General features: G+C 46.2%; 27 protein-coding genes and 1 riboswitch. Of the genes, 11 read left to right on the plus strand and 16 right to left on the minus strand.

The window, feature by feature from the left end; all coding sequences use genetic code 11:
* Positions 1 to 45 precede the first annotated feature (45 nt).
* Positions 46 to 163: riboswitch (SAM riboswitch) on the minus strand.
* Positions 164 to 336: 173 nt separating this feature from the next.
* Complete coding sequence (locus AXG56_RS13600) at positions 337 to 720, plus strand: DUF302 domain-containing protein (protein ID WP_062515007.1); 384 nt, start codon at positions 337 to 339, stop codon at positions 718 to 720.
* A 53-nt stretch (positions 721 to 773) separates the two neighbouring features.
* Here the strand turns inward: AXG56_RS13600 and AXG56_RS13605 are convergent, their stop codons facing one another.
* Positions 774 to 1,487: a DUF421 domain-containing protein gene (locus AXG56_RS13605; RefSeq protein ID WP_062515009.1), complete on the minus strand. Its 714-nt coding sequence runs from the start codon at positions 1,485 to 1,487 to the stop codon at positions 774 to 776.
* A gap of 141 nt (positions 1,488 to 1,628) precedes the next feature.
* On the opposite strand from AXG56_RS13605, the gene AXG56_RS13610 reads away from it, so the two are divergent.
* From AXG56_RS13610 to AXG56_RS13640, 7 genes are all read left to right on the plus strand, one after another.
* On the plus strand, positions 1,629 to 1,886 hold the full coding sequence (locus AXG56_RS13610) for a metal-sensitive transcriptional regulator (protein ID WP_026577742.1): 258 nt from the start codon (positions 1,629 to 1,631) through the stop codon (positions 1,884 to 1,886).
* 61 nt (positions 1,887 to 1,947) lie between these two features.
* Positions 1,948 to 2,427 carry a DsrE/DsrF/DrsH-like family protein gene (locus AXG56_RS13615; protein WP_008637832.1) on the plus strand — a complete coding sequence of 160 codons (480 nt, stop codon included), beginning with the start codon at positions 1,948 to 1,950 and terminating at the stop codon, positions 2,425 to 2,427.
* A gap of 18 nt (positions 2,428 to 2,445) precedes the next feature.
* Positions 2,446 to 2,736 (plus strand): rhodanese-like domain-containing protein, encoded by a 291-nt coding sequence (locus tag AXG56_RS13620; protein ID WP_062515011.1) that lies wholly within the window; start codon positions 2,446 to 2,448, stop codon positions 2,734 to 2,736.
* Positions 2,737 to 2,770: 34 nt separating this feature from the next.
* A complete protein-coding gene (locus AXG56_RS13625) occupies positions 2,771 to 3,337 on the plus strand; it encodes a sulfurtransferase TusA family protein (RefSeq protein WP_062515013.1) in 567 nt (188 codons plus the stop codon).
* 39 nt (positions 3,338 to 3,376) lie between these two features.
* Complete coding sequence (locus AXG56_RS13630; protein ID WP_062515015.1) at positions 3,377 to 4,507, plus strand: MBL fold metallo-hydrolase; 1,131 nt, start codon at positions 3,377 to 3,379, stop codon at positions 4,505 to 4,507.
* 40 nt (positions 4,508 to 4,547) lie between these two features.
* Positions 4,548 to 4,775: a sulfurtransferase TusA family protein gene (locus tag AXG56_RS13635; protein WP_062515017.1), complete on the plus strand. Its 228-nt coding sequence runs from the start codon at positions 4,548 to 4,550 to the stop codon at positions 4,773 to 4,775.
* A gap of 56 nt (positions 4,776 to 4,831) precedes the next feature.
* Entirely contained in the window at positions 4,832 to 5,608 is a 777-nt protein-coding gene (locus tag AXG56_RS13640; protein ID WP_008637837.1) for a sulfite exporter TauE/SafE family protein, read from the plus strand.
* A 51-nt stretch (positions 5,609 to 5,659) separates the two neighbouring features.
* Here AXG56_RS13640 and AXG56_RS13645 read toward each other — a convergent pair whose 3' ends face one another.
* Positions 5,660 to 7,564, minus strand: a complete 1,905-nt coding sequence (locus tag AXG56_RS13645) for an LTA synthase family protein (protein WP_062515018.1) — start codon at positions 7,562 to 7,564, stop codon at positions 5,660 to 5,662.
* Between the two features lie 212 nt (positions 7,565 to 7,776).
* Between AXG56_RS13645 and AXG56_RS13650 the strand changes: the two genes are divergently transcribed.
* Entirely contained in the window at positions 7,777 to 8,328 is a 552-nt protein-coding gene (locus tag AXG56_RS13650) for a biotin transporter BioY (RefSeq protein ID WP_026577738.1), read from the plus strand.
* A gap of 78 nt (positions 8,329 to 8,406) precedes the next feature.
* Complete coding sequence (locus AXG56_RS13655) at positions 8,407 to 8,655, plus strand: hypothetical protein (protein WP_008640206.1); 249 nt, start codon at positions 8,407 to 8,409, stop codon at positions 8,653 to 8,655.
* 50 nt (positions 8,656 to 8,705) lie between these two features.
* On the opposite strand, the gene AXG56_RS13660 is transcribed toward AXG56_RS13655, so the two are convergent.
* From AXG56_RS13660 to AXG56_RS13670, 3 genes are all read right to left on the minus strand, one after another.
* On the minus strand, positions 8,706 to 9,287 hold the full coding sequence (locus AXG56_RS13660; RefSeq protein WP_062515021.1) for a hypothetical protein: 582 nt from the start codon (positions 9,285 to 9,287) through the stop codon (positions 8,706 to 8,708).
* Positions 9,288 to 9,299: 12 nt separating this feature from the next.
* The gene (locus AXG56_RS13665; protein ID WP_008633622.1) at positions 9,300 to 10,487 is read right to left on the minus strand and encodes a ParM/StbA family protein; all 1,188 of its coding nucleotides are present in this window, start codon (positions 10,485 to 10,487) and stop codon (positions 9,300 to 9,302) included.
* 631 nt (positions 10,488 to 11,118) lie between these two features.
* On the minus strand, positions 11,119 to 12,084 hold the full coding sequence (locus AXG56_RS13670; protein WP_008633624.1) for a S8 family peptidase: 966 nt from the start codon (positions 12,082 to 12,084) through the stop codon (positions 11,119 to 11,121).
* Between the two features lie 424 nt (positions 12,085 to 12,508).
* Between AXG56_RS13670 and AXG56_RS13675 the strand changes: the two genes are divergently transcribed.
* Positions 12,509 to 13,363 carry an S-Ena type endospore appendage gene (locus AXG56_RS13675; protein WP_369815273.1) on the plus strand — a complete coding sequence of 285 codons (855 nt, stop codon included), beginning with the start codon at positions 12,509 to 12,511 and terminating at the stop codon, positions 13,361 to 13,363.
* Here the strand turns inward: AXG56_RS13675 and AXG56_RS13680 are convergent.
* The 11 genes from AXG56_RS13680 to AXG56_RS13730 form a co-directional block, all read right to left on the minus strand.
* Positions 13,341 to 13,787 carry a hypothetical protein gene (locus AXG56_RS13680; RefSeq protein WP_008633628.1) on the minus strand — a complete coding sequence of 149 codons (447 nt, stop codon included), beginning with the start codon at positions 13,785 to 13,787 and terminating at the stop codon, positions 13,341 to 13,343. The genes AXG56_RS13675 and AXG56_RS13680 overlap by 23 nt on opposite strands.
* 21 nt (positions 13,788 to 13,808) lie before the next feature.
* Positions 13,809 to 14,156 (minus strand): DUF3992 domain-containing protein, encoded by a 348-nt coding sequence (locus AXG56_RS13685; RefSeq protein ID WP_008633630.1) that lies wholly within the window; start codon positions 14,154 to 14,156, stop codon positions 13,809 to 13,811.
* A 140-nt stretch (positions 14,157 to 14,296) separates the two neighbouring features.
* Positions 14,297 to 15,712 carry a murein hydrolase activator EnvC gene (locus AXG56_RS13690; protein WP_064503500.1) on the minus strand — a complete coding sequence of 472 codons (1,416 nt, stop codon included), beginning with the start codon at positions 15,710 to 15,712 and terminating at the stop codon, positions 14,297 to 14,299.
* Positions 15,713 to 15,770: 58 nt separating this feature from the next.
* Entirely contained in the window at positions 15,771 to 16,664 is an 894-nt protein-coding gene (gene ftsX, locus AXG56_RS13695; protein ID WP_026577732.1) for a permease-like cell division protein FtsX, read from the minus strand.
* 371 nt (positions 16,665 to 17,035) lie between these two features.
* Positions 17,036 to 17,323 carry a hypothetical protein gene (locus AXG56_RS13700; protein ID WP_062515023.1) on the minus strand — a complete coding sequence of 96 codons (288 nt, stop codon included), beginning with the start codon at positions 17,321 to 17,323 and terminating at the stop codon, positions 17,036 to 17,038.
* A gap of 57 nt (positions 17,324 to 17,380) precedes the next feature.
* Entirely contained in the window at positions 17,381 to 18,091 is a 711-nt protein-coding gene (locus AXG56_RS13705) for an aspartate/glutamate racemase family protein (RefSeq protein WP_008633637.1), read from the minus strand.
* Between the two features lie 39 nt (positions 18,092 to 18,130).
* Positions 18,131 to 19,678 carry a Mur ligase family protein gene (locus AXG56_RS13710; RefSeq protein WP_008633638.1) on the minus strand — a complete coding sequence of 516 codons (1,548 nt, stop codon included), beginning with the start codon at positions 19,676 to 19,678 and terminating at the stop codon, positions 18,131 to 18,133.
* Positions 19,679 to 19,784: 106 nt separating this feature from the next.
* A complete protein-coding gene (locus AXG56_RS13715) occupies positions 19,785 to 20,972 on the minus strand; it encodes a carboxylate--amine ligase (protein ID WP_062515025.1) in 1,188 nt (395 codons plus the stop codon).
* Positions 20,973 to 21,155: 183 nt separating this feature from the next.
* The gene (locus tag AXG56_RS13720; RefSeq protein ID WP_082794485.1) at positions 21,156 to 22,505 is read right to left on the minus strand and encodes a dipeptidase; all 1,350 of its coding nucleotides are present in this window, start codon (positions 22,503 to 22,505) and stop codon (positions 21,156 to 21,158) included.
* A gap of 293 nt (positions 22,506 to 22,798) precedes the next feature.
* Complete coding sequence (locus tag AXG56_RS13725) at positions 22,799 to 24,835, minus strand: catalase (protein ID WP_062515028.1); 2,037 nt, start codon at positions 24,833 to 24,835, stop codon at positions 22,799 to 22,801.
* A gap of 199 nt (positions 24,836 to 25,034) precedes the next feature.
* Complete coding sequence (locus AXG56_RS13730) at positions 25,035 to 26,522, minus strand: glutamate synthase subunit beta (RefSeq protein ID WP_008633644.1); 1,488 nt, start codon at positions 26,520 to 26,522, stop codon at positions 25,035 to 25,037.
* Between the last annotated feature and the right edge of the window lie 9 nt (positions 26,523 to 26,531).

Below are 26,531 nucleotides of genomic sequence, written 5' to 3' on the forward strand. Positions count from 1 at the left end.
AAAACAAGAAGAGAGGCTCACACATATGTATATGAGATCCGTCTCTCCTCATCTGTCACGCCCACAGGCGTGCTGGAGTTGGCACAGTTTCTGACGGAGACATCCGTTCAGATCCGCTGCCGAGGTTTCAAAGGGCCAGTCCCTCCACCTCTCTAGATAAGAAGATCGATTCAATTCGTTATTCAATTATGTCACTGGTGAAAATGATAATACAGCCTCATCCACCTTGTCAATTCCATTTGTAACTTTTCTCAGAAAAATGGAGAAATTCAGATTCCATAGATACCTTAAAGGGTATGTATACCCATAAATCAGGAAATTAAAAAGGAGGATTCTATGTTTCATTATACAGTTGAAACGAAGAAGAGTGTCAAGGATGCAGTGGAAAGCCTGGAACAACAGCTGAGTCTGGAGCAGTTCGGGGTCTTATGGAAGTTCAATGTCAAAGATAAGCTGACGGAAAAAGGATTGGAATTCCATCAGGAATTTCGTATTCTTGAAGTGTGTAATCCGAAAGAAGCAGAAAGCATCCTATCCGAGAATACCCTTGCCGGTTATTTTCTCCCTTGTAAAATGGTCGTATATGATGAGCAGGGCACAACAAAGATCGGAATGCCGAAGCCGACTGCTCTCGTAAGTCCCATTGGTGATGCTGCCGTTCAATCACTCGCCTCCGATATCGAGGAACGGTTGATTCACTGTATAAGCAAAAGCGTGTGAAATTAGATCCCTGGTCAGGGTTCACCCATCCGCACTCTACCAGGGATCTCCATTTAATGCTCGATAGGCGGAATTTTCGGATCCGTACCTTTCAACGAGTAGTGAAAAGACCCCCGGTTGGTTACCGCTCCGTAGAAGATATCCGAAACCGCATGGGGAGTGATCTGTTTCTCTACCCACGCTTCTGTCTTTTCCATACGCGCTATCATATCCTTTTGTAAAATACCGTCCATAATCAAGGGGATGTCATAACCCCCACCCCTATTCCACATACCTATGTCTTCTCTAGTAACAGGCTCTTTTCCCTGCTTCAATTGCACCGTCAATCTCCCGTCCGGTTCTATGATTGCCGTGTATACGTCCTCAATCCGGAATACATCTTTTTCCCGAAGCATTTGTATTATATTATCAATGGAATAGCGAATTCGCTTAACGTTTTCACCAATCATCTTCCCTTCGAAAACGACAACAGTTGGTTCGAAGGTCAATAACTTACCGAACCAAGGACTCCTCAGCTTCATCCATACAATGACTTTTTGTAAGAGCGCGATCGCTATAATAGCTGTCACCGTATGGATGTGGTTGATATTCGGGTCAGCAATATCCGCTCCCACCACGGAGCCGAGAACCAGGACAACAACGAAGTCAAAGACAGGTAGTTCACCGATCGACCGCTTCCCCATAAAGAGACCTACGGCCAAAAGCAATGGCAGGATTGTGACGATTCTAAGCAGTACCTTCCAGGTATCCATCCAAAGTTCCATCATGTCACCTCTTCCTTAGCTTGGTGTTCTATCGGTATTCTTATCCGAATCTTTTCTTGTTGACAAAAATACCACTAGGGGTATATTATTAGTCATGTACTGTTCAAAGCGAACAAAAATAACTGCTTAAGGGAGGCCGACGCAGTGGAATATAACACAGCTATGAAAAACAGAGTGAAACGATTAGAAGGGCAATTGAGAGGCGTACTCAAAATGATGGAGGAGAATAAAGACTGTAAAGATGTCATCACACAGCTTTCTGCATCCAGAAGCGCGATCGATCGTGCCATCGGTCTTGTCGTCAGCTCCAACCTTGCAGAGTGCATTCAAGGGTCCGATGACGACCAAACAACAGAAGCGTCCATTAACGAAGCTGTTCAATTGCTAGTCAAAAGCAGATAATTTTTTCACTTTACAATATACCCCTACACGTATTAGTATAATCCAATAAGGAGGCAGTAAAATGTCAGAGACGAAGAAAACGAACATCATTTTATTCAGCGGAGATTACGATAAGGCGATGGCCGCTTATATCATCGCCAACGGGGCAGCAGCCTATGATCATGAAGTTACCATCTTCCATACTTTCTGGGGACTGAATGCTCTGAGGAAAGACGAACCAATTAAAGTGAAGAAAGGCTTCATGGAGAAAATGTTCGGGAAAATGATGCCACGGGGCGCGGATAAAATGGGCATTTCTAAAATGAATTTCGCAGGATTCGGCCCTAAAATGATCAAAGACGTTATGAAGAAGCACAATGCTGTGCCGTTGCCGGACTTGATTGACATGGCTCAGGAACAGGAAATCAACCTTGTTGCCTGTACAATGACGATGGATCTCCTCGGTCTCCAAAAGGAAGAACTGTTGGATGACATCCAGTACGCTGGTGTAGCTGCTTATTTGGCAGATGCAGAAGAAGGAAACGTTAACCTATTTATCTAATCAGGAGGTTGAAACCATATGAAAACAATGACAGCTAAAGAAGTAGAACAGCAGCTGAGTGAGGCTCTGAACATCATTGATGTCAGAGAAGACGAAGAAGTGGCAGAAGGTAAAATACCCGGTGCTGCACACATCCCTCTGGGATTTATTGAAAAGCGGGCGGTTGAATTGGATAAAGATAAACCTTATATCATGGTTTGTCGCTCCGGCGGACGCAGCGGCCGTGCTTCAGAAATACTCATGAGTAAAGGGTTTGACGTAACGAACATGGAGGGCGGCATGCTCGCCTGGGAAGGCCCGACAGAATAAATGACATACCTATATGGGTAAGGAGGAATCACAGATGACAATTAAAACGAATCAGACGCTTGATGCCAAAGGCTTGGCCTGCCCAATGCCGATTGTGAAGACGAAGAAAGCATTCAAAGACCTTGCTGCAGGCGATGTCTTAGAAGTGCTTGCAACAGATAAAGGTTCCAAAGCCGACCTGCAGGCATGGGCGAAAAGCTCCGGACACGACTATCTCGGTATTATCGAAGACGGGGATGTCCTGAAACACTATCTCCGGAAAACAAGCGGCGAAGAAGCCCAGGAGAAGAAACATCCACACATCGTGGACAATGAAACACTTCAGGAAGTACGCTCACAGGAAGTAACCATACTGGATGTTCGTGAACAGGCAGAATTTGCATTCACGCACATCCCGGGAGCGTTATCCATTCCACTAGGAGAGCTGGATGCACGCATGAATGAGATCGACAGCACCAAACCTGTTTACGTCATCTGCCGCACAGGAAGCCGCAGTGACTTGGCTGCACAGAAGCTGGCAGACAAAGGCTTGGAGAACGTGTACAATGTCGTACCTGGGATGAGGGAATGGAACGGAGAAACTTCCTCCATTCATAATTAAATTTTTTTGCAAACCAATATACCTTAGGGGGTAAATAGGATGTCAGTAAAAACTATGCCGATTGCAGATATCGTCAAGAAAGTGCTGAATAATGAAGAGCTGTTCCTACTGGATGTACGGACAGAGGACGCATTCCATGATTGGAAAATCGAAAGTGACAGCTTCACTTATATGAACGTGCCTTACTTTGATCTGCTCGATGGCGTCGAGTCTATTACCGATCAGTTACCGAATGATAAAGAGATTGCCGTCGTTTGTGCCAAAGGCGGCTCCTCTGAAATGGTGGCAGAACTGATTAGTGAGGCAGGATATGAAAACGTATATTCCGTCGAGGGTGGAATGAAAGAGTGGAGTGAGCACCTGGAGCCGGTAAAAGTCGGTGAATTGAGTGATGGAGGATCTGTCTATCAATTCATACGCATCGGTAAAGGCTGCCTGTCTTATATGGTCGTTTCTAAAGGCGAAGCCGTTGTCATCGACGCGACAAGAATGACCGACGTGTACAAAGACTTTGCAGAAGAAAACAATTGGAAGATCACACATATCCTGGACACTCACCTGCATGCCGATCATATATCCGGCGGCAGACAACTTGCTGAAGAAACAGGCGCTTCCTACTGGCTTCCACCCGAAGATGCTGCCGAAGTAACATTTGAATACAACGCGCTCCAGGACCAAACGAAGATTCAGGCCGGAAATGCAAAGATCGATGTGCATGCGCTCTATTCCCCTGGTCATACGAAAGGCTCCACGTCCTTCGTTGTCGATGATCGTTACTTGATGACGGGAGATATTTTATTCATCGATTCGATTGGAAGACCGGACCTTGCCGGAAAAGCAGAAGACTGGGTAGCGGACCTTAGAGAGACACTTTATACACGCTATAAGGAACTATCTGCCGAGCTGCTTGTTCTGCCTGCCCACTTCATGACGATGGATGAGTGGAATGAAGATCATACGATTGCTCGAAAACTGGGAGCACTATTCCAGGAGAATCATGGTTTAAACATCGAAGACGTTAGTGAATTCCGTAAACTTGTCACAGAGAACCTTCCACCACAGCCGAATGCTTATCAGCAGATCCGGGAAACGAACATGGGTAAAATCCGCCCGGATAAGGAGGAACAGCGCGAAATGGAAGTGGGACCGAACCGCTGTGCAGTAAGGTAACCATCAGACGACCCAATAAAACTACTGGAGGTATGAAATCATGAACGTAACCAAAGTATTAGATGCTAAAGGCCTGGCATGCCCAATGCCGATTGTCAAAACGAAGAAAGCGATGAACGATATAGAATCAGGAGAAATACTGGAAATCCATGCAACAGATAAAGGCGCAGAGAGCGATTTGACTGCATGGGCTAAATCCGGAGGACACACCCTTCTCGACCATCAGGAAAACGACGGTGCCTTCAAATTTTGGATTCAAAAAGCATAACAACAGCAAAAGGGAACCGTCCATTCGGTTCCCTTTTTTAAGGAGGTACAAGACACATGGAATTTGGATTTATTCTTACTATATTTGCTATCGGATTTGTGGGTTCCTACATCTCCGGGATGCTCGGGATCGGCGGCGCGATTATCAACTACCCGATGCTGCTCTATATACCGGCCTTCATCGGCGTCGGTTCGTTTACGGCATACGAAGTATCAGGAATCAGTGCGATCCAGGTCTTCTTCGCAACGATCGGTGGTGTGTGGGCCTATCGAAAAGGCGGGCATCTTAATAAACCACTGATCTTATACATGGGGGGCAGTGTATTAATTGGTAGTTTTATCGGCGGATACGGCTCTCAATTCATGCCGGAGAACGGCATCAACATCGTTTACGGAATTCTTGCCCTTATTGCAACCATCATGATGTTCATCCCTAAGAAAAGGACCGATGAAACACCCGTGAATCTTGTGACGTTCCACAAGCCTGCCGCTTCCCTGCTTGCCTTCCTCGTTGGTATTGGAGCTGGTATTGTAGGAGCCGGAGGAGCTTTCCTGCTCGTACCGATAATGCTCGTCGTCTTGAAAATACCGACAAGGATGACCATCGCCTCCTCTCTTGCGATCACTTTGATCTCATCGATCGGTGCAACCATCGGGAAAGTGACAACGGGACAATTCGATTATCTGCCTGCTTTTATTCTTATCCTGGCAAGCTTGATCGCTGCGCCGTTGGGAGCGAAGTCAGGACAGAAAATGAATACGAACGTTCTCCAAACCATACTCGCTGTCCTTATACTTGGCACAACCATTAAAATCTGGTTCGATATCTTTTAACTTATCTAAAAAAACCACCATTCCTGATCTGGAATGGTGGTTTTTCTTTTATTAAGCTGCTTCCTCTTGCTCTTCTTCCGGATTCACCATTTCTGTTTCATCCAGATAACGAAGCAAGTCTCCGTATATGATAGAATCGGATGTTTCTAATTCTTCCTGCGCAGCATCGAAACCAGTGTCACACGCTCCATTTTCTACAGTTTCTCCTGTTTCACGGTCATAGCAGGCACCTTGAATACCTACATATTCTTCATCAGCAAAGTTTCCATCACGTGTGATCATAAGCTGACGGCGGTCCTCGTCCAATAAATCATGGCCGAACTGGATCGGGTTATCATCTTCGATTCCAAGCAGGTTGGTGATGGTCGGACGCAGATCAATCTGTCCACCCACCGTATGGTTTTTCTCCGGTTCAATATCCTTACCATACAGAAGCAACGGTACTCGCTGCAGCTGGAATTGCTCATAATCATTAATATCTTTACCTAAATACTCGCCCATGGCCTTCTGGTGGTTCTCGGAAATACCAAAGTGGTCACCGTAAATGACGAGAATCGTATCATCATACAGGTCGGACGCTTTGAAGCGTTCGACAAACTCTTTCAATGCCTCGTCCTGGTAACGAATCGTTTGGAAGTAACGGTTCAGCGTGTTACTGCCTGTTTCACCAGGCTCAATCAATTGTTTATCTTCCGGAAGCGTAAACGGATAGTGGTTGGTCAATGTAATGAGTTTGGAGTAGAATGGCTGCTCCATTTCTTCCATCTTATCCAGAGAATCCTGGAAGAAATACTCATCCATATAACCCCAGCTGTGCGATTTCTCTTCCGTAATCTCATAGTCCTCTTTCGAGAAGAACTCATCATATCCGAGAGAATCATACATCACATTCCGGTTCCAGAACGTCTTATCGTTAGCATGCATGACGTTCGTGAAGTATCCGTTCTCGCTGAGTAGACCCGGCATACCTTTGTATTCGTTACCTGAATGGGTAAAGAATACTGCTCCACGGTTCAGCGGATACAAGGAATTGGCAAGCAGGAATTCAGAGTCGGACGTACGTCCCTGCTTCACCTGGTGATAGAAGTTATCGAAATATATACCATCTTCTTTAAGGTCATTAAAGTAAGGAGTCAGCTCTTCTCCATGAAGAGTATTATCAACTACAAAGGTCTGCGTACTTTCAAGAGAAAGGACGATGACGTTCTTCCCTTCGGCAATGCCTTCCAACCGGTCGCTGTCTTCCTGTTCGTTTTCATTGACGTAGTTGATGGCAGGGACCAGCTCATTGCTGTCCGCAAACGTCTTTTTCATTTCCGTCTGGCCTTGAAGCACGGCATCATACACGTGGTAATTAATCAAACCGATATATTTAACCAGCATATTACGGTCAAAAGCACGCTCCAACAAGTCTGTCCTTTCCGTTTCCGCCCATTGAAGATTAAGAAGGAAAAGCGGTACGGCGATAATAGCTAGCAGGAATCCTTCCCGGCGTTTCGGCTTGAACACCTGAAGACGTGAAGGCTTCAAGTAGAATAATAGAAAAGCAGCAAGCAGCACATCTACGAACAATAAAATGTCACTGGGTTCCAATATGGTCGTGATGCTTCCACCAAGGTCCGCCAGGTTGGCGACCTGGCTGATCATCGGGATTGTAATGAAGTCGTTATATTCTCTGTAAAAAAGCACGTTCACATATAGAAGAACGGACCCAAGAATATAGGACACAAACATCCCGCGGCGCCCGCCGAGCAATATTCCGAGGCCGAAAATGAGCAGAATACTGCTCAACGGGTTAAACAGAAGGATCCGTCCTTCATTCGCATTTTCAACGTTCAGGGAGAAGATATTCCCTTGTATATAAGACATCTTTATCCAAAACACCAAAATGACTAGTGCATAGACTAATAGTTTCATTCCGAGTGATTTATTCATATGTTTTTTAATTGTAAACATTGTAAAACCTCCGTTAAATTTTACATTACCCTATTCTAACTTATTTGAACACCTTTTTGTACTACTCCCTGCATTCTTTAAAAAGTCTGACACAATTCGTGTCTAAACTCATAGATTCCGCACGAAAAATGAAACGGGAGACCTATTTCATCCGTACACACTTAAAAAGTTAACCTTATTTTTGTATAGTTAACATTGAAGGGGTGATTGTAATGAAATTGAAAAAAGCATGGAGAAATATGCTGCTTTGTACAGGGTTCGCAGCTTTTACAGGCGTCATGGCTCAATTGGAGATTCCTTTACCTCTTATACCGATCAGCGGCCAGACACTCGCTGTCGGTTTGAGCGCGACGGTCCTTGGAAGTTTGCGGGGTGCTTCCGCAATGATTATTTACGCAGGGATGGGGGTTGCCGGGTTACCGGTTTTCGCAGGAGGAGCAAGCGGATGGGAGGTCGTTTCCGGGACAAGCGGCGGATACATTCTCGGATTCATACCTGCCGCCTACTTGATCGGCCTTCTCATAGAAAGAAAAGGAATTCAACTAACTACAGCGATTTATGCCAACCTGGTTGGTACAGCCCTTATCCTCCTATGCGGTATGATACAACTTCAATCGCTCCTCGATCTTTCTTGGAGCGAAGCCCTTAAAGCAGGAGTCATTCCGTTTCTCCCCGTCGGTATTATTAAAGCGCTCCTTGCCGCCTATTTCGGTGTGCTTATTCAAAAGAAGGGGAGAAATTCACCTCTACGGAAGACAGCCTGAACAATATGAGTTAAGAAAATCGCACCTTTACATAATTTGGATGATGACGGCGCATCCTATTTAATGGAGGTGAATACGATGCAGCCATACCTTTGCCCCAACTGCAAAACGAACCGGTCCAGGTTCAACGTGATCGAGCAGAAGGCATCTGCCGTGAAAATGAATCCAAAAACCGGAGAAGTCGACACGGAATATTCCAATGAAAACATGGACGCCTTTCATACGCCGTACAAAGGACCGGATAAAAAGGTCCAGTGCGGAGCATGCGGTCTTGTGGAGGACGAGCGTTCCTTCGTAGCATTCGCACAAAACAACCGGTTGGATTGAAAGAAACCGATAAAAATAAGCCCACTCGCCATAATTGAGAGGGCTTATTTTTATCGGTTCATTCGGCTGAAGAAATCATCAAGCATATCGTCCTCGTCTTCTTCCTTGGTGTCTTCCTCTTCTACACGCAGATCCCCTTGAAGGCTGTCCAGATCAAGGTCGTCTAAGTCATCGTCCGTGAATTCAGGGATTTCCGCCACTGGATTATTAACGGGGACATCTACTTCTTTCTCTTCATTGGAAGCTGCTGCCTCTTCCTCCTGCAGATAGAGAGCATCATCGATATCATAAGCATTGCTGTTCATCGTGGCGAGCAGCGTGGTCGCCCGCATCGGGTCGAGCATCAATTGATAAAGAATACTACCGATCAACGCCTCGGAATGTTCATGCTTCATCCAGCTGCGCTGTTCTTTCGTCAACGGCTTCGGTAGAGGAATTGTCACCATTTCCTTTTCCTTCGACAGTGTCTCACTGACCCCGTCCATGACAAACTGAGCAATTCTGCTTGAAAAGTTCCTTCGCTCTTCTTCTTTTAAACGGGTTAACTGCTTCAATATATGATCAGGTGTGTCCGAGGGGACACGAAACGTGATCGATTGTCCCCTCTCCACACTTTTCCTGGAAGAACTCATAGAATCCTCCTATTATTTAGCGGATCCTGATTTTTGTTCTTGCTTCTTGTTATCTTTGGAGAACTCTTTATTGTTTTTGCGGATGAAATCAGAAATCAGCTTGTAATAAGCGTTTGCCATCATCCAAATGCTTTCCTGCTCGTCCTCAAAGAACTCGATGTTGAAACCGTCCAGTTTGTTGTTCAGTGTCTTGATGTAATCTTTCAAAACAGCAGAACCGCCACCGACAAAGTAGCAGATCTCTGTCTGGGAGTTTTTCTGCCATACATTTCTCAAATAACGGTATTGTTTCTTCGCAAGTTCAAGAAGGATGCGGTCGGTAATGTCATGAACATTCGTACGGCTTCCGCGGACCATGATATGGTGACGGTCATTCTTACGGGTGATGATATCAACGACATCTCGGCGGCTGTCCAATTCCACACCGTGCTTCGTCAGGATTTCATCACGAATCATTTCTAATGATTCAGAAACACCAAGGTTGAATCCTTGTGCTTTGTCATCATCCACATTGCGGTTACGGATCACAGCGATATCTGTGGACAGACCACCAATATCCTGAATCAAAATCTGTTTGTCCACAAGTTCTTTATTAATAATCGTCAAATCATTATCCATTACCAGGTTCACATAAGCTGCGAATCCTTCTGGATATACTTTAACTTCATCAAATTTCAAATTAACTTTAATTCCTTGATATTTAGGCGTTACAAGGAACTCGACCTGGTGAACAGATCCAAGAAGCTGCGAACGGTACCCAACATCTTTTCCTTCTTTCACTTCTCTAAGTGGAAGTCCTGTACCCAGCGTGTAGTTCGCTTCTAATACGTTATTTTTGCTGGATTGAGCGTTTTTACCGGATACAGCATCCATAGCTAATGCAGCAAAAAGCATGACCAGCGTCTGATCTTCCTCTGACTTATAACTGCCAGGGTCGAGTTCAGTAGAGTTGGTCGTTTTCGTAGCCAGATTACCTACACGGTAAATTGCGTTGTTTTCCCTCAGAGCAGGGGAGTGCACGCGGATATGTAGGTTATCAAGTGGTTCTTTATCATCCAAATCTTCAATACCGATTACAGGTCGGTCCTCCAGATCTCTTGCAATGACGTTCGGGATATATAAAGAAGATTCTAGTTTTCCAAAGTTTGCTTTTACAGCATCGTTACCTACATCAACAGCTGCGATTCTTGAATTTGTCATATTATACAGCTCTCCTTTTCTATTACTAAATTTTGTCTAGCTTACTCTTAATCTATTAAACACGCTCCTAATAGTCAATGCGCCTTTTTGAGTATTCATTCATGTGTGCATGTGTACAAATATGTTTACAAGTGTACTTTTTCGCACGCACGTTGATATATAAGGATGTGTACACTTTTGTTTTCATGCACACATATTTGAGTACGTATTGTTTTCTTTTTGTACACATGTTTACATTAATGTGTTCTTGTGTGCATTTTACGCAAACATACAATATCTTACACAAAAAGATGGGCTTAGTACTACTGCGATTTTCCAGAACCCGGGCTGATGTGAGGAAAGTAGGAGGGTGTGAAAAAGGGGGATGAACAAAAACAACGTCGATTTTCTAAATGAAATTATCTCTTAAGATAAAATCATCCTATTTGAAGCATAGGAGGAGGGAGATGGGAGGTTCCTATACATGAATGGGAGCGCCTTAATAAGCACCATATGCACGGGACCGAAGTGAAAGAGAGTAGAAGAACACGAAGAACGTAAGTGACCCGATATCAACAAACGTAAAAGAGGCATACGACTGTATGCCTCTTTTACAAGTATAGATGTCCCATTAAACAATAGGGTAATCTGTTTATTTTTCTGTATGAACACGAAAAATTTCTTCCAATTTATCTGTGAGAGCGAGTGTCATCAGCCCGTTTCCTTCCGCAACTTTACTAAAGCCGAGAGGGGTCGTTCGCTTGATCAGCTGTGAAAAGATCTCCGACTCTGACATAGAGCGCTGAAACTGTTTTTCCACCAAAGGGATTAACAGTGCTATCCCTCCTGAGACATGAGGAGTAGCCATGGAAGTGCCGGAGAGCTTGGCATACTTCCCTTCCGTGTAAGTGGACAGGACATCAACACCGGGAGCAACCAAGTCTATTTGATCATTCATATTGGTAAATTCCGCGATTCCCTTGGAATCATTGACGGCTCCCACCTGTATGACTTCATTATAAGCGCCGGGATAGCTGAATTCCTGTGTATCTTCCCTGCCGTCTCCGTCATTTCCAGCGGCACATACGATCGATATTCCACTGTCTACGGCATCTTTTACAGCCTGATGGAGTTCTTCAGTATCTTGAGGACCGCCAAGGGACATGGAAATGACTCTAGCCTTCTCTCCGGAAGGCCCTTCCCAGTCGATCGCATAGCGAATAGCATTAACAATCCACTCATAACTGCCACTCCCATCACCGGAAAGGACCTTTAAAATAAGTAGTTTTGCTTTTGGCGCCACCCCTACTACTCCATTTCCATTCTCTAAAGCTGCGATGGTACCGGCAACATGGGTGCCGTGTCCGTTATTATCATTATAATCTTCTATACTTCCATTAAAGTCATCCGTGAAATTATAGCCATCGATGATCTGCCCCTCCAAATCCGGGTGATCCATCTGACAGCCTGTGTCAATAACAGCTACGACACTGCCTGCACCTTGATCTGTCCGTTCCCACAACTCCTCTGCTTCTACCATTTTTATTCCTGAAGGAACCTCTGAAATGGACTCTAAAACAGTTTCTGTGCGATATGGAATCAGTTTCATTTGGTTCATGGGTATCTCCTCCTGCTTATGGTTTGGAGTTCAGTCATGAAGGGAATCTCTTCCATAATTATACCATCATCACTTATCCAGAGTGAACGAGGCATGTGTGTAAACAAGAAAACAGAACCATCTACCCATTTGAATAAATATGCGTTATAATCTTAATGAAACGTTCTTCATAAAGAACAGAAAGGGTGAAGGAAATGTTGAAAAAGATCTGCACGACTTGTCAAAGACCATCTTATCGATCCTCCTCCTCTCAATGGGTCTGCCCTTTATGTCATGAGAACTTATCACACGTTGCTTCCATTACCCCCCCACGCCTGCCGAAACGGGAAACCGTCCAAGCTATCTACAAAAGGCACATTAGGACACAAACTCCCTGATTGGAACATATAGTAAAGGAGCTCGAAGAGGAGGCGGCCTATTGTCCATGAATCAGGATCACTGCATCCGAGTCCCTGTTCTATATGACTGGGTTACCTTAAACGAGACATTTTATAAAAACCACAACATTCCTCTTTCCCAGATAGAATCATATCCTGTAGAAAAGCTCATTTTTAACATCGAAAGAGCATGTAAAAACAAGTATTACTTCCCTCTGTGGGAACATTACTCCAAGCATTCCTATGCGGTTACCATTAATGTTAATCAGGTCCATAAAATGAGAGGACCGATGAAACTAGTCTTGAACGGGAAAGAGTCTTTCTCCATCGAGGCAGAGCAGCCGTTCTCTATCACGGTACCAAACATCACCTCTATTGTTTTAAAGGTTCCTGAATCCTGCACCATTACCGGGTATATAGGTACAGTAGAGGTGATCCTTAAGAAGGCATATCATTCTTCCGACAGGTATAAAGTATCAAGCTTTTTCACGTCTGCTCCGGGTGCTTCAAATAAAGCTGATTACTCCCCCTTACATGTCTATGTAAAAACCAATCGGAGAGAGCCCTCATCAACAATCCCCCAACGGTTTTCTTTGGTTATTAAAGGCTTCCTCGCCGTTATTCGGACAGATACAATAACAGAGGAACAGTGCCTGGTGGAGGTCCTACCAATCCATTATGAGAAAAACGTTCATCTCCATACCCCTGACGGGGCAGAAATTTCCTACACAATCCACGACATTCAGCTGCATTCTACATCTGCATGCATAGATCAGAGGCGCTGTTTGAAAATTTCTCATGAAATCCAGGTAGATCTTACACTAAAGTCAACAAAAATCCACACCATCGCCATACGAGGCTCTCTGAAACACCCCTATATTAAGCCAAGCGAATCACAGTAAGCGCAGCCCCCGTTGCCCCTCCTCCGACCAGAACAACCGTAGCAAGCAGACCAAAAAACTGAACTCTGATCGTATCACCAGCGTTCAAATTCACAATAAGATCATTATTATAGCTGGATGTTGAAAGGGATGGAGAGAGAATGGATCCAGGTACAGCCGTACCATTCCGAAGAATCCTCGTGCCCGCCAGCAGCCCGACTGTCGTATTTAACTGGTAGGACACATAGTACCTCCCCGAAACAGGCACCGTGAATACCTGATTGTTCGGCGTGGCTGTGAATCCTCCTAATACCTGATTATTCGGGAGCGGTACATTCGTACCCCCTGCAATGACGAGCAGGCTGGTTCCTGACGTGTTAGAAGCATACATCGAGTCTCCTCCGACAGGATCGGATTCACTATTACAGAACGGAATTTGTGCCATCTCCCTCTACCTTTCCTATGTTCAGAATTTATAATTTAAAGAAAAAGAAACTTTTACTGCAGAAGATCCTGTGCCAGCACCGCTGATTCCAATGGAGTTCAGATTATCCAGTGTAATTGCCCTGCTTTCTCCCGGTGCTACTGTAAATCCAGTCACTTCTGTATCGTTCACCAGCAGAGATGCCGTAGGTGATGTTTCCGTAATTCCGTTGTTCTCAATCATAATCGTTCCATTAATAGCAAAACCCGTACTGTCCTCCCACACTTCCACAGGCGTTCCCGCAGTCGTGTCCTCCAAGGTAATGGTAAAACACACGGCATCATTAACACTGCTGACAGACATATCACTGCAGCCGCCTAATAAAGCCATACTAAACACCCCCTTCTCCCCTTAGTTATTTCATCCTATGCACGAAAGAGAAAACAGTATAGCCGATTGTCCAGCGTCATTCCCCGGGCAATAAAAAAACGCACCGGCTCTCAGGCCGGTGCGTCGTATTGTATATTCTATTATGGTAAATATTTACGTGGGTTTACAGAGTTTGAACGAGCTCCATTGTACGATCCTTCGTGAATCTCGAAATGGAGGTGCTGCCCTGTAGAATCACCTGTGCTGCCCATATTTCCAAGGAACTGACCTTGGGATACGGTTTGACCAGCGGAAACAGCTGGAGTACTTCTCATGTGGCCATACACCGTTGTGTATGTCTGACCATTAATATGGTGGGTAATTTTCACGTTGTTACCCAGTCCTGAAGAATATCCAGCGGAATAGACAGTACCGGAAGCTGCTGCATGAATCGGAATCGTTCCAGGTCCGGCGATATCAATACCGGAGTGCAGACGGCTTGTGTTGTGGATCGGGTGGAATCGCATACCATATTCAGACGTGATCGTAGCATGTGCCGGCCAGATGAACATGGATCCACTGGACGTCGTGTTGCTGGAAGCACTTGATTCTGATTTGCTGCTGGAGCTGCTTGAACTGTTTGAAGACTCAGAAGAGCTGCTGGAGCTTGACGCAGCTGCTGCGGTAGCTTTAGCCTCTGATTCTTTTGCTGCTGCCTTCTCGGCTGCTGCTTTTTCAGATGCAGCTTTCTCGCGTGCTGCTTTCTCCGCAGCGGCTTTCTCTGCAGCAGCTTTCTTTCTGGCTTCTTCTTCCTTACGCTGACGCTCAATTTCCTGCTTGATCGCATTTTCCTGAGCTGCAAGCTCTGCCTGCTCGTCTTCAATTGCTGTAATCTCTGAAAGTGCTTCTCTCTCTTCTGCAGATAAGCCTTCCATTACAGAATTTTTCTCTTCTTTCTTATCATCAAGGCCGGATTTCAGTGACTCCAGCTCTTTAAGGTTGGATTCAAGGGAAGCAAGTTCGTCTTCTACTTCCGCTTTCTTGGATTCGACCGCCTCTTTATCAGCACGGTGCTGATCCAGCAGTTCTTTATCTTTTTCAGCGATCGTATTCAGGCTCATAGCACGTTCCACGAAGTTACCGAAGCTTTCCGCCCCCATAAGGACGTCCAGGTAATCTACGGCTCCTCCACTTTGCTGCATGGACTTGACGCGATCTTTAAGAAGTTCATCACGCTCTGCGATACGCTTCTCAAGTTCTGCGATTTCTTCTTTCAATTGCTCAATGTTCTGCTTCGTATCGGCAATTTCGTTTTCTTTCGCGTCGATCTTGTCCATCGCTTCCATGATTTGTTTATCCAAGCGGGCGATTTCTGAGCTGATTTCGTCCTGACGTTCTTTCAGTTCATCCACCTGCTGCTTGGTTTGTTGCTTTTCCTGTTCTTTCTGTGACTGCTGCTGCTGGTTCTGTTCCAACTTCTCCTGATTTGTTTCGGCTGATACGGTGTTGAAGCTGGTTGGCAGTCCAGCAAGAATAAGACCGGTCGACAAAGCGGCAATTAATACTTTAGACTTCACTCTCTTGTTTCCTCCCCCGAATCCTTACCTGTGTAATAATGGTAGTTTCCTTGTTTTTTTATACTTTCAAATACTTGCGGATCGATGTGAAGCTTCCCCATAGTCCGATGATGACTCCCATGAGCAGCATCAGTGCTGATACTTGAAGGACGAATGGGTAAACCGGAAGTAGATCTATGAACAACGTCGGGTATCGCGTGCTGATTTCTGAGAAAAGGAAATCGTATCCGAATATGACAAGGAGGATTGGGATGACCGATCCTAATATACCGATCATAATTCCTTCTACGAGGAACGGCCAGCGGATGAACCAATTCGTTGCACCGACCATTTTCATGATTTCGATTTCTTTTCTTCTTGCGACGATTGTAATCCGAATCGTGTTAGCAATCAGGAACATCGCTGTGAACAACAGACCTGCTATGATGGCCAGTCCCACATTGCGGGCGATATCCATTACTTTGAACAGACGTTGAACCGTCTCTTCTGCATACTCTACTTTATCGATATTCTTGAATGTTTCAATTTCTTTTGCGACGGCAATAGTATCTTCAGGGTTCTCGGCATTGACGATGAATACATCGTTCAATGGGTTCTCATCCTTCAAGGATTCAAACACTTGCCCTTCATCTCCGAGGCTTTCGATGAGTTCATCGAGCCCTTCCTCTTTGGACTGGAATTTAACCGAAGATACTTCTGATATTCCTTCAATTTCTTCCTGCAGTGCATCTCGTGCATCTTCATCCGCAGTCACTTCGATGAATGCGCGTACTTCCACATCCTCTTCGATCTGCTTACCGATGTCATTCAAGTTCAACAGTAATGTAGCAAAAACTCCGACTAGAAGTAACGTTACAGTGACAGCTGAAACGGATGCCACCGACATCCAGCGGTTTCTCGCAAGGTTCTTGAAGCCTTCTTTCATGTGGCGTCCGAACGTTCTAAATTTCATTTCGTCTGCCACCCCAAACGCTTCGTTCCTCACATACGCTGAATTCTTGAACGGTAGTCATGCCACAAGTTGTCGTCTCTTTGCGGTGATGTCTATCAAACAATTTATATCACTTCCTACTAAACACTCATTTTGTAAATCTATGTTGTCGATTCTATGTAATCTGTGTCGTTGCGTCGTTTACCTTCCCAATTATAACAAAGTTATTCGCTAAATACAGACAAATTATTATTACATTTGTGTTTCATAACGTTACACAAAAGTGACATGACTGAATATTCTTTCGACATATTTCATGGTTTTCTCTCCCTCTTCCATAGTCTTAAATACCTATTAAAACCACAAAAAAAGACAGCCGTTACAGCTGTCTTTTACCTGCTCTTTTCGATTGTCCTCTGCTGTTTTAATAACAGTAATTCCCGTTTTAACCGTTCGTTTTCCTGACGCATAGTTTCACGGGAATTTCCGGCAGGAATCAGGCAGACTTCATACCAAGCTTTACTGCGTCCGGCCACCGCTTCACTCGTTCGTTTCACCGTGGCTTTCGGATAGCAGGATCTCAGCGCAGCAAGTTCCTGATCCGAAAGCCTGAGCTCCCTGTAATAGATCCCTTCTCTAAAGGAATCATGGAGAAAACGATCAAAGGTTCTTTCCGGCATCTGCTGTCACCCCTCTAAGAAAAGCGTTTTCTTAACTATATCGCGGGCAGCAGATTTTTATGACTTTTGGTACACCGATTCTTTTACGACCACGTTGGCCACGACTTCCATCGGATCGATCAGCGGTACAGAGAGATGATACGGCTTCAATACAAGACCGATTTCCGTGCATCCGGAAATGATCAGTTCTGCTCCGTTATTCAAAAGTTCCATGGATGCTTCCTTCAACTTATCCAATGGATCATGATCAGTATTTCCGCTTTTAATTCCATTCTCTCCATAAATGGCGTCCATGACTTTATTTTTCTGTGTCAATGGCGTAGGCGTAACGACCTCCAAGTGGTCGAAATACTTCTGGAACAATCCGCTCTCCAACGTCCCCGTCGTCGCCAATACGCCGATCTTCGTAACTTTCGGGTAATGGTCCTGAATGAATTTCTTCAATTCAAGAAAAGCATTCAGTAACGGGAAGGAAACGGATTTCTGAACTTCTTCTATGAAATAGTGGGCCGTCATACAAGGAATGACGGCGACTTCCACTCCTAATTTTTCCAAATTCTTCGCAGCATGGGTCATTTCAGGTACAGGACTTGCTCCTCTGCCTGATATCGCTTCTGTCCGATCAGGAATCTTCGCATTACTGTCTATGATGACGCGATAATGTTCCTGGTCTTTACTAGCGTCCGTTGCACGGATGATTTTCAAATAACATTCGGCTGTCGCTTCCGGGCCCATGCCCCCGAGAATACCGATCAGTTTATCATTCATATGATGCCTCCTAACAAAAGACCGGAACCAAGCAGTTCTTCATGAAATACCTGCCACTCGATTTTTCAGCGGCTTGAACAATATGTCCTCGTCCATTTCTGGTCTCGTTTTGTTTAACTGTTCCAGGGCGATCTTCGCTCCCGGATCCATTCCTTGACAACCGGCCAACAGAACAACATCGTTTTCCTTCACTTCAGACAAGGCATGTTGGACAGCATCATCCAACTCTTTGTATAAGTGGACACGGATACCCGCTTTGTCCATCATCTCCTGAAATACGCGCACCTCTTCTTCTGTCACAACGTCTTTCTCTGTGACGTGGGAATGACTGACGGTCGCAATCAGTTCCGTCAGACCGAGCTTAGGCGCCCATTCCATAATAGCCTGGGCATTCTCACGGTTTACAGTTACGCCGCGGCTTCCGCGGATGGCGTAGACCAATTTCAAATCGGCATAATCCATTTGTTCCAGCGTACTGAGGGTCACATTAATATTTCCGTAGTTCGCAAAGTGGTCGTCCAAGATCTTGAAATCGTCTTCGAACACCATTTCGAAGCGGCGCTCGACGCCTCCAAACCCTTTCAAGCCTTTCTGGATCGTCTCAATCGGAATTTCGTTCAACAATGCTGCTGCGATCGCAACCATGGAATTATAAACGGAATGATACCCCGGTGTCGACAGCTCGATGTCAAAGGACTCTCCGCCATACTTGCTTCCGCCGACTGTAAATGGCTTGCGGATCTCTACCGTGAACTTCGCACGGCCTGTGGAAAGGTCAAGATTTTTACAAATCAGATCTCCGTCTCCTGTCTCCACACTGAAGGTAAGGACGTTTGCTTCCGTCTCTTCTATAAGGGAGGCGGAATAAGCATCGTCCAGGTTAAGGATTGCCCATTTGCCTGCGCCTGCATTGCGGATAAGACTTGCTTTGCTGTTGAAATACTCTTCAAAAGAACCGTGGAGGTCAATATGTTCGCGGCTGATGTTATTCAGCGAGACGATGTCAAAATCAACGCTTCCGACCCTGCTTAAATCAAGTGCAGAGGAGGAGACTTCCATCGTTACATGGGATACATCCTGGTCTCTCATCTGAGCGAAGTAATGGTGGAGATCCAACGATTCCGGCGTCGTCAGTTTCGTCGGTTCCGAATAATCACCGAATTTGACAACCACCGTCCCGATCAATCCTGTTTTCCAACCATGCTCTTCTAAAATGGCATCGGTCATAAACGATGTCGACGTCTTTCCGTTGGTTGCCGTTATTCCGATTGTTTTCATCGCACGGGATGGATGACCATAGAAAGCGTCACTCAAGGCTGCCAGTGCTTTGCGGCTGTCCGTTACCTGGTATTGAGGGAGGTCGTCCCATCCTTCCTGGTAATCTTCTACAACGATGGCCGCAGCACCGTTCGCCAGCGCATCAGCAATGTAGACGTGCCCATCTGTTTTAAATCCCTTGATACATACAAATACATCGCCCGGTGTTACATTCCGTGAGTTGTAGGCGAGTCCCTGCACGTCCATATCCCGATCATTCCATGCTGCCACTATGTGAATGGATGATAGTAATTCTTTTAGTTTAGCCATTCTTATCTACCTTCCTGCCAATGTTTTATCCTTATGATCCGTACGTGTCATGATTCTTCCTTCTTATTATAAACGGCTGTTCCTCTTTATTCTGACGGAAAAACCATTATTTTCGTTTCGTCACTTTTCCTGCGACAAGCCCTGCAAGCTTCTTCCCGAAAGCGAACGCCGGTTTCGGATCTTTCGGGTCCCAAATCGCGTGTGCTTTTGGCCGGAAATACGATTTGAATACTTTTTTCGGTGAGAGCTGACCCGTCTTGATGTATTCTCTCACTGCAAGCAGATCTTCATAGGCATACCAGAATACGATGTTCTGATCCTCCTCTACCGCTTTCGGCGGCAGCGGATCACCTGTCAATTCCTTATAAGTGATGTAAGGAATATTGATGCCCGTTTTCTGCAGCAGATGATTCAAGTTCGTAATCCGAACGTTAATCTCAATCAGGTAATAGCGTCCTGTTTCCGCATCCTTCTTAAATTCTATTTCCGCAAAGCCCTTGTACTGAATTCCTTCCAGGAACCTGCTTCCCAGCTCGTACAGCTCCGGGACATACTTCTGCTGCGTATAGACGGAAGCACCGTAGTTAACAGGGAACTGACGCAGTTTCTGACAAGTCACCCAATGTGTAACCTTCGAATCCTGGTCCAGATAGGCGTCAAAGGTGTACATATGATCATCAAATCCAGGAATAATCCGTTGAACAATGACCTCAATGTCCGCAGCTTTGGATTCTTCCACTTTCTCCACCAATTCTTCTCTCGTGTGAACGGTGAACAGCTTTCTTCTGAACTTAGCCACAAACGCAGGGGAATCGACAGGTTTGACGAGACAAGGGTATCCAATTTCCGATTCCACCTTATCTACGTATTCCGCTCCGTCGACATGGACCGTCTCAGGTACCGCCACTCCGTGTTCGGAGGCGAGTTTATGCAACGTTCCTTTATCCATTATTTTAGTATATAATCCCTGCTCTTTTTGGGGAATAAGGAAATGTTCCCTTAATTCCGGAAGATAAGCATCGACGAATTCGACATAAGGATCTGCTGTCGGTATCAGCACCGGCGCTTCCTGTTGTTTTTTTGCGTAATTAATCAAAAAAGCAACCAGACCCTCTGGATCCTCTTTATAATGTGGACCGATCAACGCTTCGGAACAATACTTGGACTCAAGTCCATAGGCACCTTCCCACGCATAGTCGACGGCAGCAACGTGGACACCGTGAACGCCGAGGCACCGGATCGTGCTGAGACCGATATAATAATTCGCTCCTAATACAACTGCTTTGTTAGCCATGAAAAATCCCCTTTTTCACCTTTATGTAACGCAAATTTACTTTGATTTATATAGATTCGTTATCGTTTCATTTTTTCAGTACGTAAACATATCTATTTTATCACAATCGCACTTGTAAAAAAACGTTAAGGGGGTCGCCATGATGCAAAAAAGACAGCCCTGATGGACTGTCTTGATATATCTTCATAAATTGTTCAAATAATGGCAGACGGTTTCGATGCCTTTGGTGAAATTTTCGATATGGAAATGCTCGTTGGGCGCATGGAGATTCTCCGACGGCAGACCGAATCCCATCAGCACCACAGGAGCATCCAGAACACGTCCGAATACTTCAACAATCGGTATCGAGCCCCCTTCTTTAGGAAACAGCGGGCGAGTCCCGTACACAGCCTCGAACGCATCGGCCGCCGATTGAATCATCGGATTATCCGAATCGATGGATACAGGATCCGCCTTAATGTACTGCTGCAGCGTCACTTTTGCTCCTTTTGGTTTAACGGTTTCCACGTGCCGGACGACAGCGTCATACACCGCGTCCGGACTCTGGCTGCCGACGAGACGACAGCTGATTTTCGCAGCAGCCTCTTTCGGGATAATTGTCTTCAATCCTTCGCCTTGGAAGCCGCCTGTGATTCCGTTGATTTCCAGCGTCGGTCGAATGCCGACCCGTTCCTGGAACGTATAGCCGTCTTCCCCGTAAAAATCATCGAGACCGAGAGACTCCCTCACCGCTTCTTCTGAAAAAGGAATCGAGGCGATTTCCGCACGGAGCTCTTCTGTCGGTTCCGGAACCCCTTCGTAAAAACCATCGACCGCGACGCTCCCGTCCGTATTGTGAAGGGAATCAAGCACCGTGACCAACGCATGGATCGAGTTCGGAACCGCTCCTCCGTAGGTTCCGGAATGAAGATCAGAATCAGCTGTTTTCACTGAAAGTTCAAGCGCAAGTGCTCCTCGCAGAGAAGTGCAGATGGCAGGCTGTCCCTCTTCAATAAAGGATGTATCGCTGATCAATACGGCATCGCAGGAGAGGGCCTGCTTTTTCTCCTCTATATAAGCAGGAAGATTCGGACTCGCCACTTCCTCCTCCCCTTCGATGACGAACTTCACATTGACAGGGAGCTCTCCTCTTTCCCGCATCAACAAGTCCACCGCTTTAATATGAATAAACAACTGCCCCTTATCATCGGTCGCTCCACGAGCAAACACCTTTCCATCACGGATGACAGGATCAAATGGTGGAGTATCCCATAAGTGGACTGGATCCTCCGGCTGAACATCATAGTGCCCGTAAACGAGAACCGTCGGTTTCCCTTCGGCGTGCAGCCAGTCCGCATAGACGATCGGGTGACCCTCCGTCTCCACCACTTCCACATGTTCCATTCCCGCCTTCTTGAGTGCCGCGGCCGTCCAAGCGGCTGCCTCAGCTACATCGTCCCTGCGCTGTTCTGAGGAAGAGATGCTGGGTATGCGTAAAAAATCCTTCAACTCCTCCAGAAATTCTTCCTTATGTAAAGCTATGCTCTCTTTCATTGTCATCCTCCTCCGCCTTCTTTTGTCTATCATTATACACGAGGAGACTGCCCGTATTCGGACAGTCTCCTCGTGTATGAATTAAATTAAAGAAATGATAAAGCTGACTACGACAATCAAGCCGATAATCATCAGAATAGTCCGGATCATAAGATCACCTCACTGAATAGGTGTATTTGCCATACCATTACCCTTATATTCTGTGTCCGCAAACAATCTATACGATAAATCGGTCTTTATACTCCCCAGGGATAGAAAAGAAGACAGGAAATCCTGCCCTCTCCCCATACTTCTTACACTATAACTCGATCCCAGTGCCGATGCGCAGCAATGGCTTTCGTGAAATCTTCGGAGAACTGTTTATAATCCGTTGCGGTAACGACACCACTGTTACCGCTCCATCCTCCCTGTTCTACTATATCCGCTCCGGCTCCGGTTGCACCGATCGGCTTGTAATGGTTGAAGGATTCCTCCAGGTAATAAGCCGCACGTTTGCGGAACGACTCATCCATGTCTTTTCCTCCGACAACGTAAACCGCATCATAGAGTACCGGGTCTGTCGTCCGGAACGTATGATCAACGGTAACTTCGTTGCCCTCACTGGATTTCAGCTTCCCTTGTTTACTGCTGATGATTTCGGCAGCAACCCCGTTGGAAGAAAGGTGGTCAAGCACGGTCTGCACACCGCTTCCATCAAAACCGGCCGCCAATAGGACGCCGACCTTCCTGGTTGCCGCCTTGGAGGCAGAATTAGCCTGACTTAAGGCAGGAGAGGACTTCGTCACTTCCGAACCTCCCTCTGTCGGGACTGCCACACCAATGGTATCGGCAATGCCTTCAGCTAGATCCATACTGACGTTAGCAAACATGTCGACGACCTGTTTACGCACAGATTCGCTGCCGACTTTACCCAGTTCAAAGCTGAATGCTTGGATCAAGTGTTTCTTCTCATGATCGCTCATGCTGTTCCAGAACAACGTCGCTTGTGAGAAGTGATCTTTAAAGCTTTCACTCCGCGCCCGAACTTTACGGCCTTCTACTTTCTCCTGATAATGCTTGTATCCGCCCTCTTCCTCTGACGCCGGTGTTGGCGTGTTCTTGGCCAAAGAGTTCTTATGATAACTGACCTGACCGGTATTGATGGTCTGACGGCCGTAACCGTCACGCTGGTTATTAAAGAACGGGCAGACGGGACGGTTGATCGGAAGCTCATGGAAGTTCGGTCCTCCAAGGCGGATCAGCTGGGTATCCGTATAAGAGAACAAACGCCCTTGCAGCAACGGGTCGTTCGTAAAGTCGATTCCCGGTACGACATGCCCAGGGTGGAATGCCACCTGCTCATTTTCCGCAAAGACATTGTCTACATTACGGTTCAGGGTCATCTTACCGACAATCTGTACGGGCACGTCTTCTTCCGGCCAAAGCTTCGTCGGATCGAGAATGTCGAAATCAAACCGGAACTCATCCTCTTCCGGAATGATCTGTAAGCCCAGTTCGTATTCCGGAAAATCGCCGTTTTCAATGGCATTGTATAAATCTCCTCTATGGAAATCCGGGTCTTTCCCCATCACCTTCTGTGCTTCATCCCACACAAGAGAGTGCGTCCCAAGCACAGGCTTCCAGTGGAACTTGACGAAGTGCGATTTTCCTTCTTCGTTTACAAGGCGGAAGGTATGTACTCCAAACCCTTCCATCATCCGGAAGCTGCGCGGAATAGCGCGGTCGGACATCGTCCACATAGCCATATGGGCGGATTCCTGGTTGTTCGCAATGAAGTCCCAGAAAGTATCGTGGGCGGAAGCCGCCTGCGGCATGCCGTTATGGGGTTCCGGTTTCACCGCGTGGATCAAATCCGGAAACTTGATGGCATCCTGTATGAAGAATACCGGTATGTTATTTCCAACAAGGTCGTAGTTACCTTCTTCTGTGTAAAATTTCGTAGCAAAACCACGGGCGTCACGAGCAAGATCGGCAGAACCTTTGGAGCCCGCCACCGTGGAGAAGCGCACGAAGACAGGTGTCTTCTTAGCCGGATCATTGAGGAAATCGGCCCTCGTATAGTCCTTCAATGATTTATAAAGTTCAAATTCCCCGTGGGCGGAAAAACCGCGCGCATGTACGATACGCTCAGGGATACGCTCGTGGTCAAAATGCGTCATTTTTTCACGAAAATGAAAATCTTCCATTAACGTAGGACCACGCTCACCTGCTTTTAAAGAAAATTCATCCTCAGACACCTTCAACCCCTGGTTCGTCGTCAGATGCTTCCCTGAATCATCAACCCGGAACTGCTCCAACTGTTCATCCTTCTTCGATCTTTTGTCGCTCATGGAGATCCTCCTTGTACTATATTTAGAATGTTAAGTAACTAAGAAACATTACAAATATGTACCCACGCCCCCCGCACGATAAACGTTATATAAATATAGATTTAAGGCGGGAGGTAAAAAAGGGAAAACAAAAACACCTGGACGGCTTCCCACTCTAATTAGAATAGGAGTTCGTCCAGGTGTTTCGCTGTGGAATTTATTATGGAAGCTGGGTAGCACCCATCAGGTGACGGTCACATTCCCTTGCCGCTTCACGTCCTTCATTAATCGCCCAGACAATCAAACTTTGTCCGCGGCGCATGTCACCGGCAGCAAAGACACCTTCGACATTCGTTGTGTACTTTCCATACTGAGCAGCAACGTTGGAACGGACTGTCGTTTCAATTCCAAGCTTTTCGATCAAGTCCTGCTCCGGCCCGCTGAAACCGATAGCAAGCAGAACAAGGTCCGCTTCCCAAACTTTCTCTGTTCCAGGGATTTCTGTACGTACTTTGTTGCCTTTTTCGTCATAGGAAAGGGCAACGTCGATCGTATGCACTTCTTTTACCCGGTTATTCTCGTCACCGACAAATTTCTTCGTCATGACCGCATAAGCTCTCGGATCCTTTCCGAACTTCGCTTCTGCTTCCTTCTGGCCGTATTCGATACGGTGGATGAGCGGATACTGCGGCCACGGGTTCGCTTCATTATCACGCGCGGAACCTTTCTTATCATAAATGTCGAATTGGACGAGACTTTCGCAATCATGGCGCAGGGATGTGGAAATACAGTCTGTACCCGTATCCCCGCCACCGATAACGATGACCTTCTTCCCTTCGGCACTGATATAATTTCCATCGGCATGATCCGTGTCCAAAAGGCTCTTCGTATTGGAATGAAGGAAATCCATGGCATAGTGGATACCCTTAAGCTGGCGTCCCTCTACCTCCAGATTTCTAGGCGTCGTCGCCCCACCACAAAGAATGACGCTGTCATATTCCTCATTCAACCGGGAAACAGGATAGTTTCTGCCTACTTCTGTGTTCGTAAGGAAACGGATTCCTTCTTCCTTCAGAATGTTCACCCGACGCTCCACGACAGAATAAGGAAGCTTCATTTCCGGAATACCGTAAGTCAGCAGACCCCCGATGCGGTCGTTACGCTCATAAACAGTCACCCAGTGCCCCGCCTTGTTCAGCTGGGCAGCAGCAGCCAGTCCGGCTGGGCCGGATCCGACCACGGCGACATGCTTACCAGTCCGTGTCGCCGGTGGATTAGGCTGGACCCATCCTTCCTGGAATCCTTTCTCGATGATAGAACGCTCGACACTTCGGATGGCCACAGGAGGCTCGTTAATTCCGAGCACACATGCGCCTTCACAAGGTGCTGGACAAGCGAATCCGGTGAATTCCGGGAAGTTGTTCATTTCATGTTCTTTTTCCAGCGCTTCTTTCCACTGCCCTTGATACACAAGGTCGTTCCACTCCGGAATGAGGTGATACACCGGGCATCCGGAGGTGACTCCGTTAATTTCCATTCCTGAATGACAGGTGGGAACACCGCAGTCCATGCAGCGTGCCCCCTGCTTCTGTGCCTCTTCATCCGAAAGGGGAAGCGTGTAATCTTCCCAATCTTTCGTTCTGGTTGCAGGATCGCGTTCAGGTATCGATTGACGTTGATATTCCATGAATCCGGTAGACTTTCCCATCAGATTTCC

It is taken from the genome of Halobacillus sp. KGW1, from assembly GCF_001592845.1.
GTDB lineage: Bacteria > Bacillota > Bacilli > Bacillales > Halobacillaceae > Halobacillus.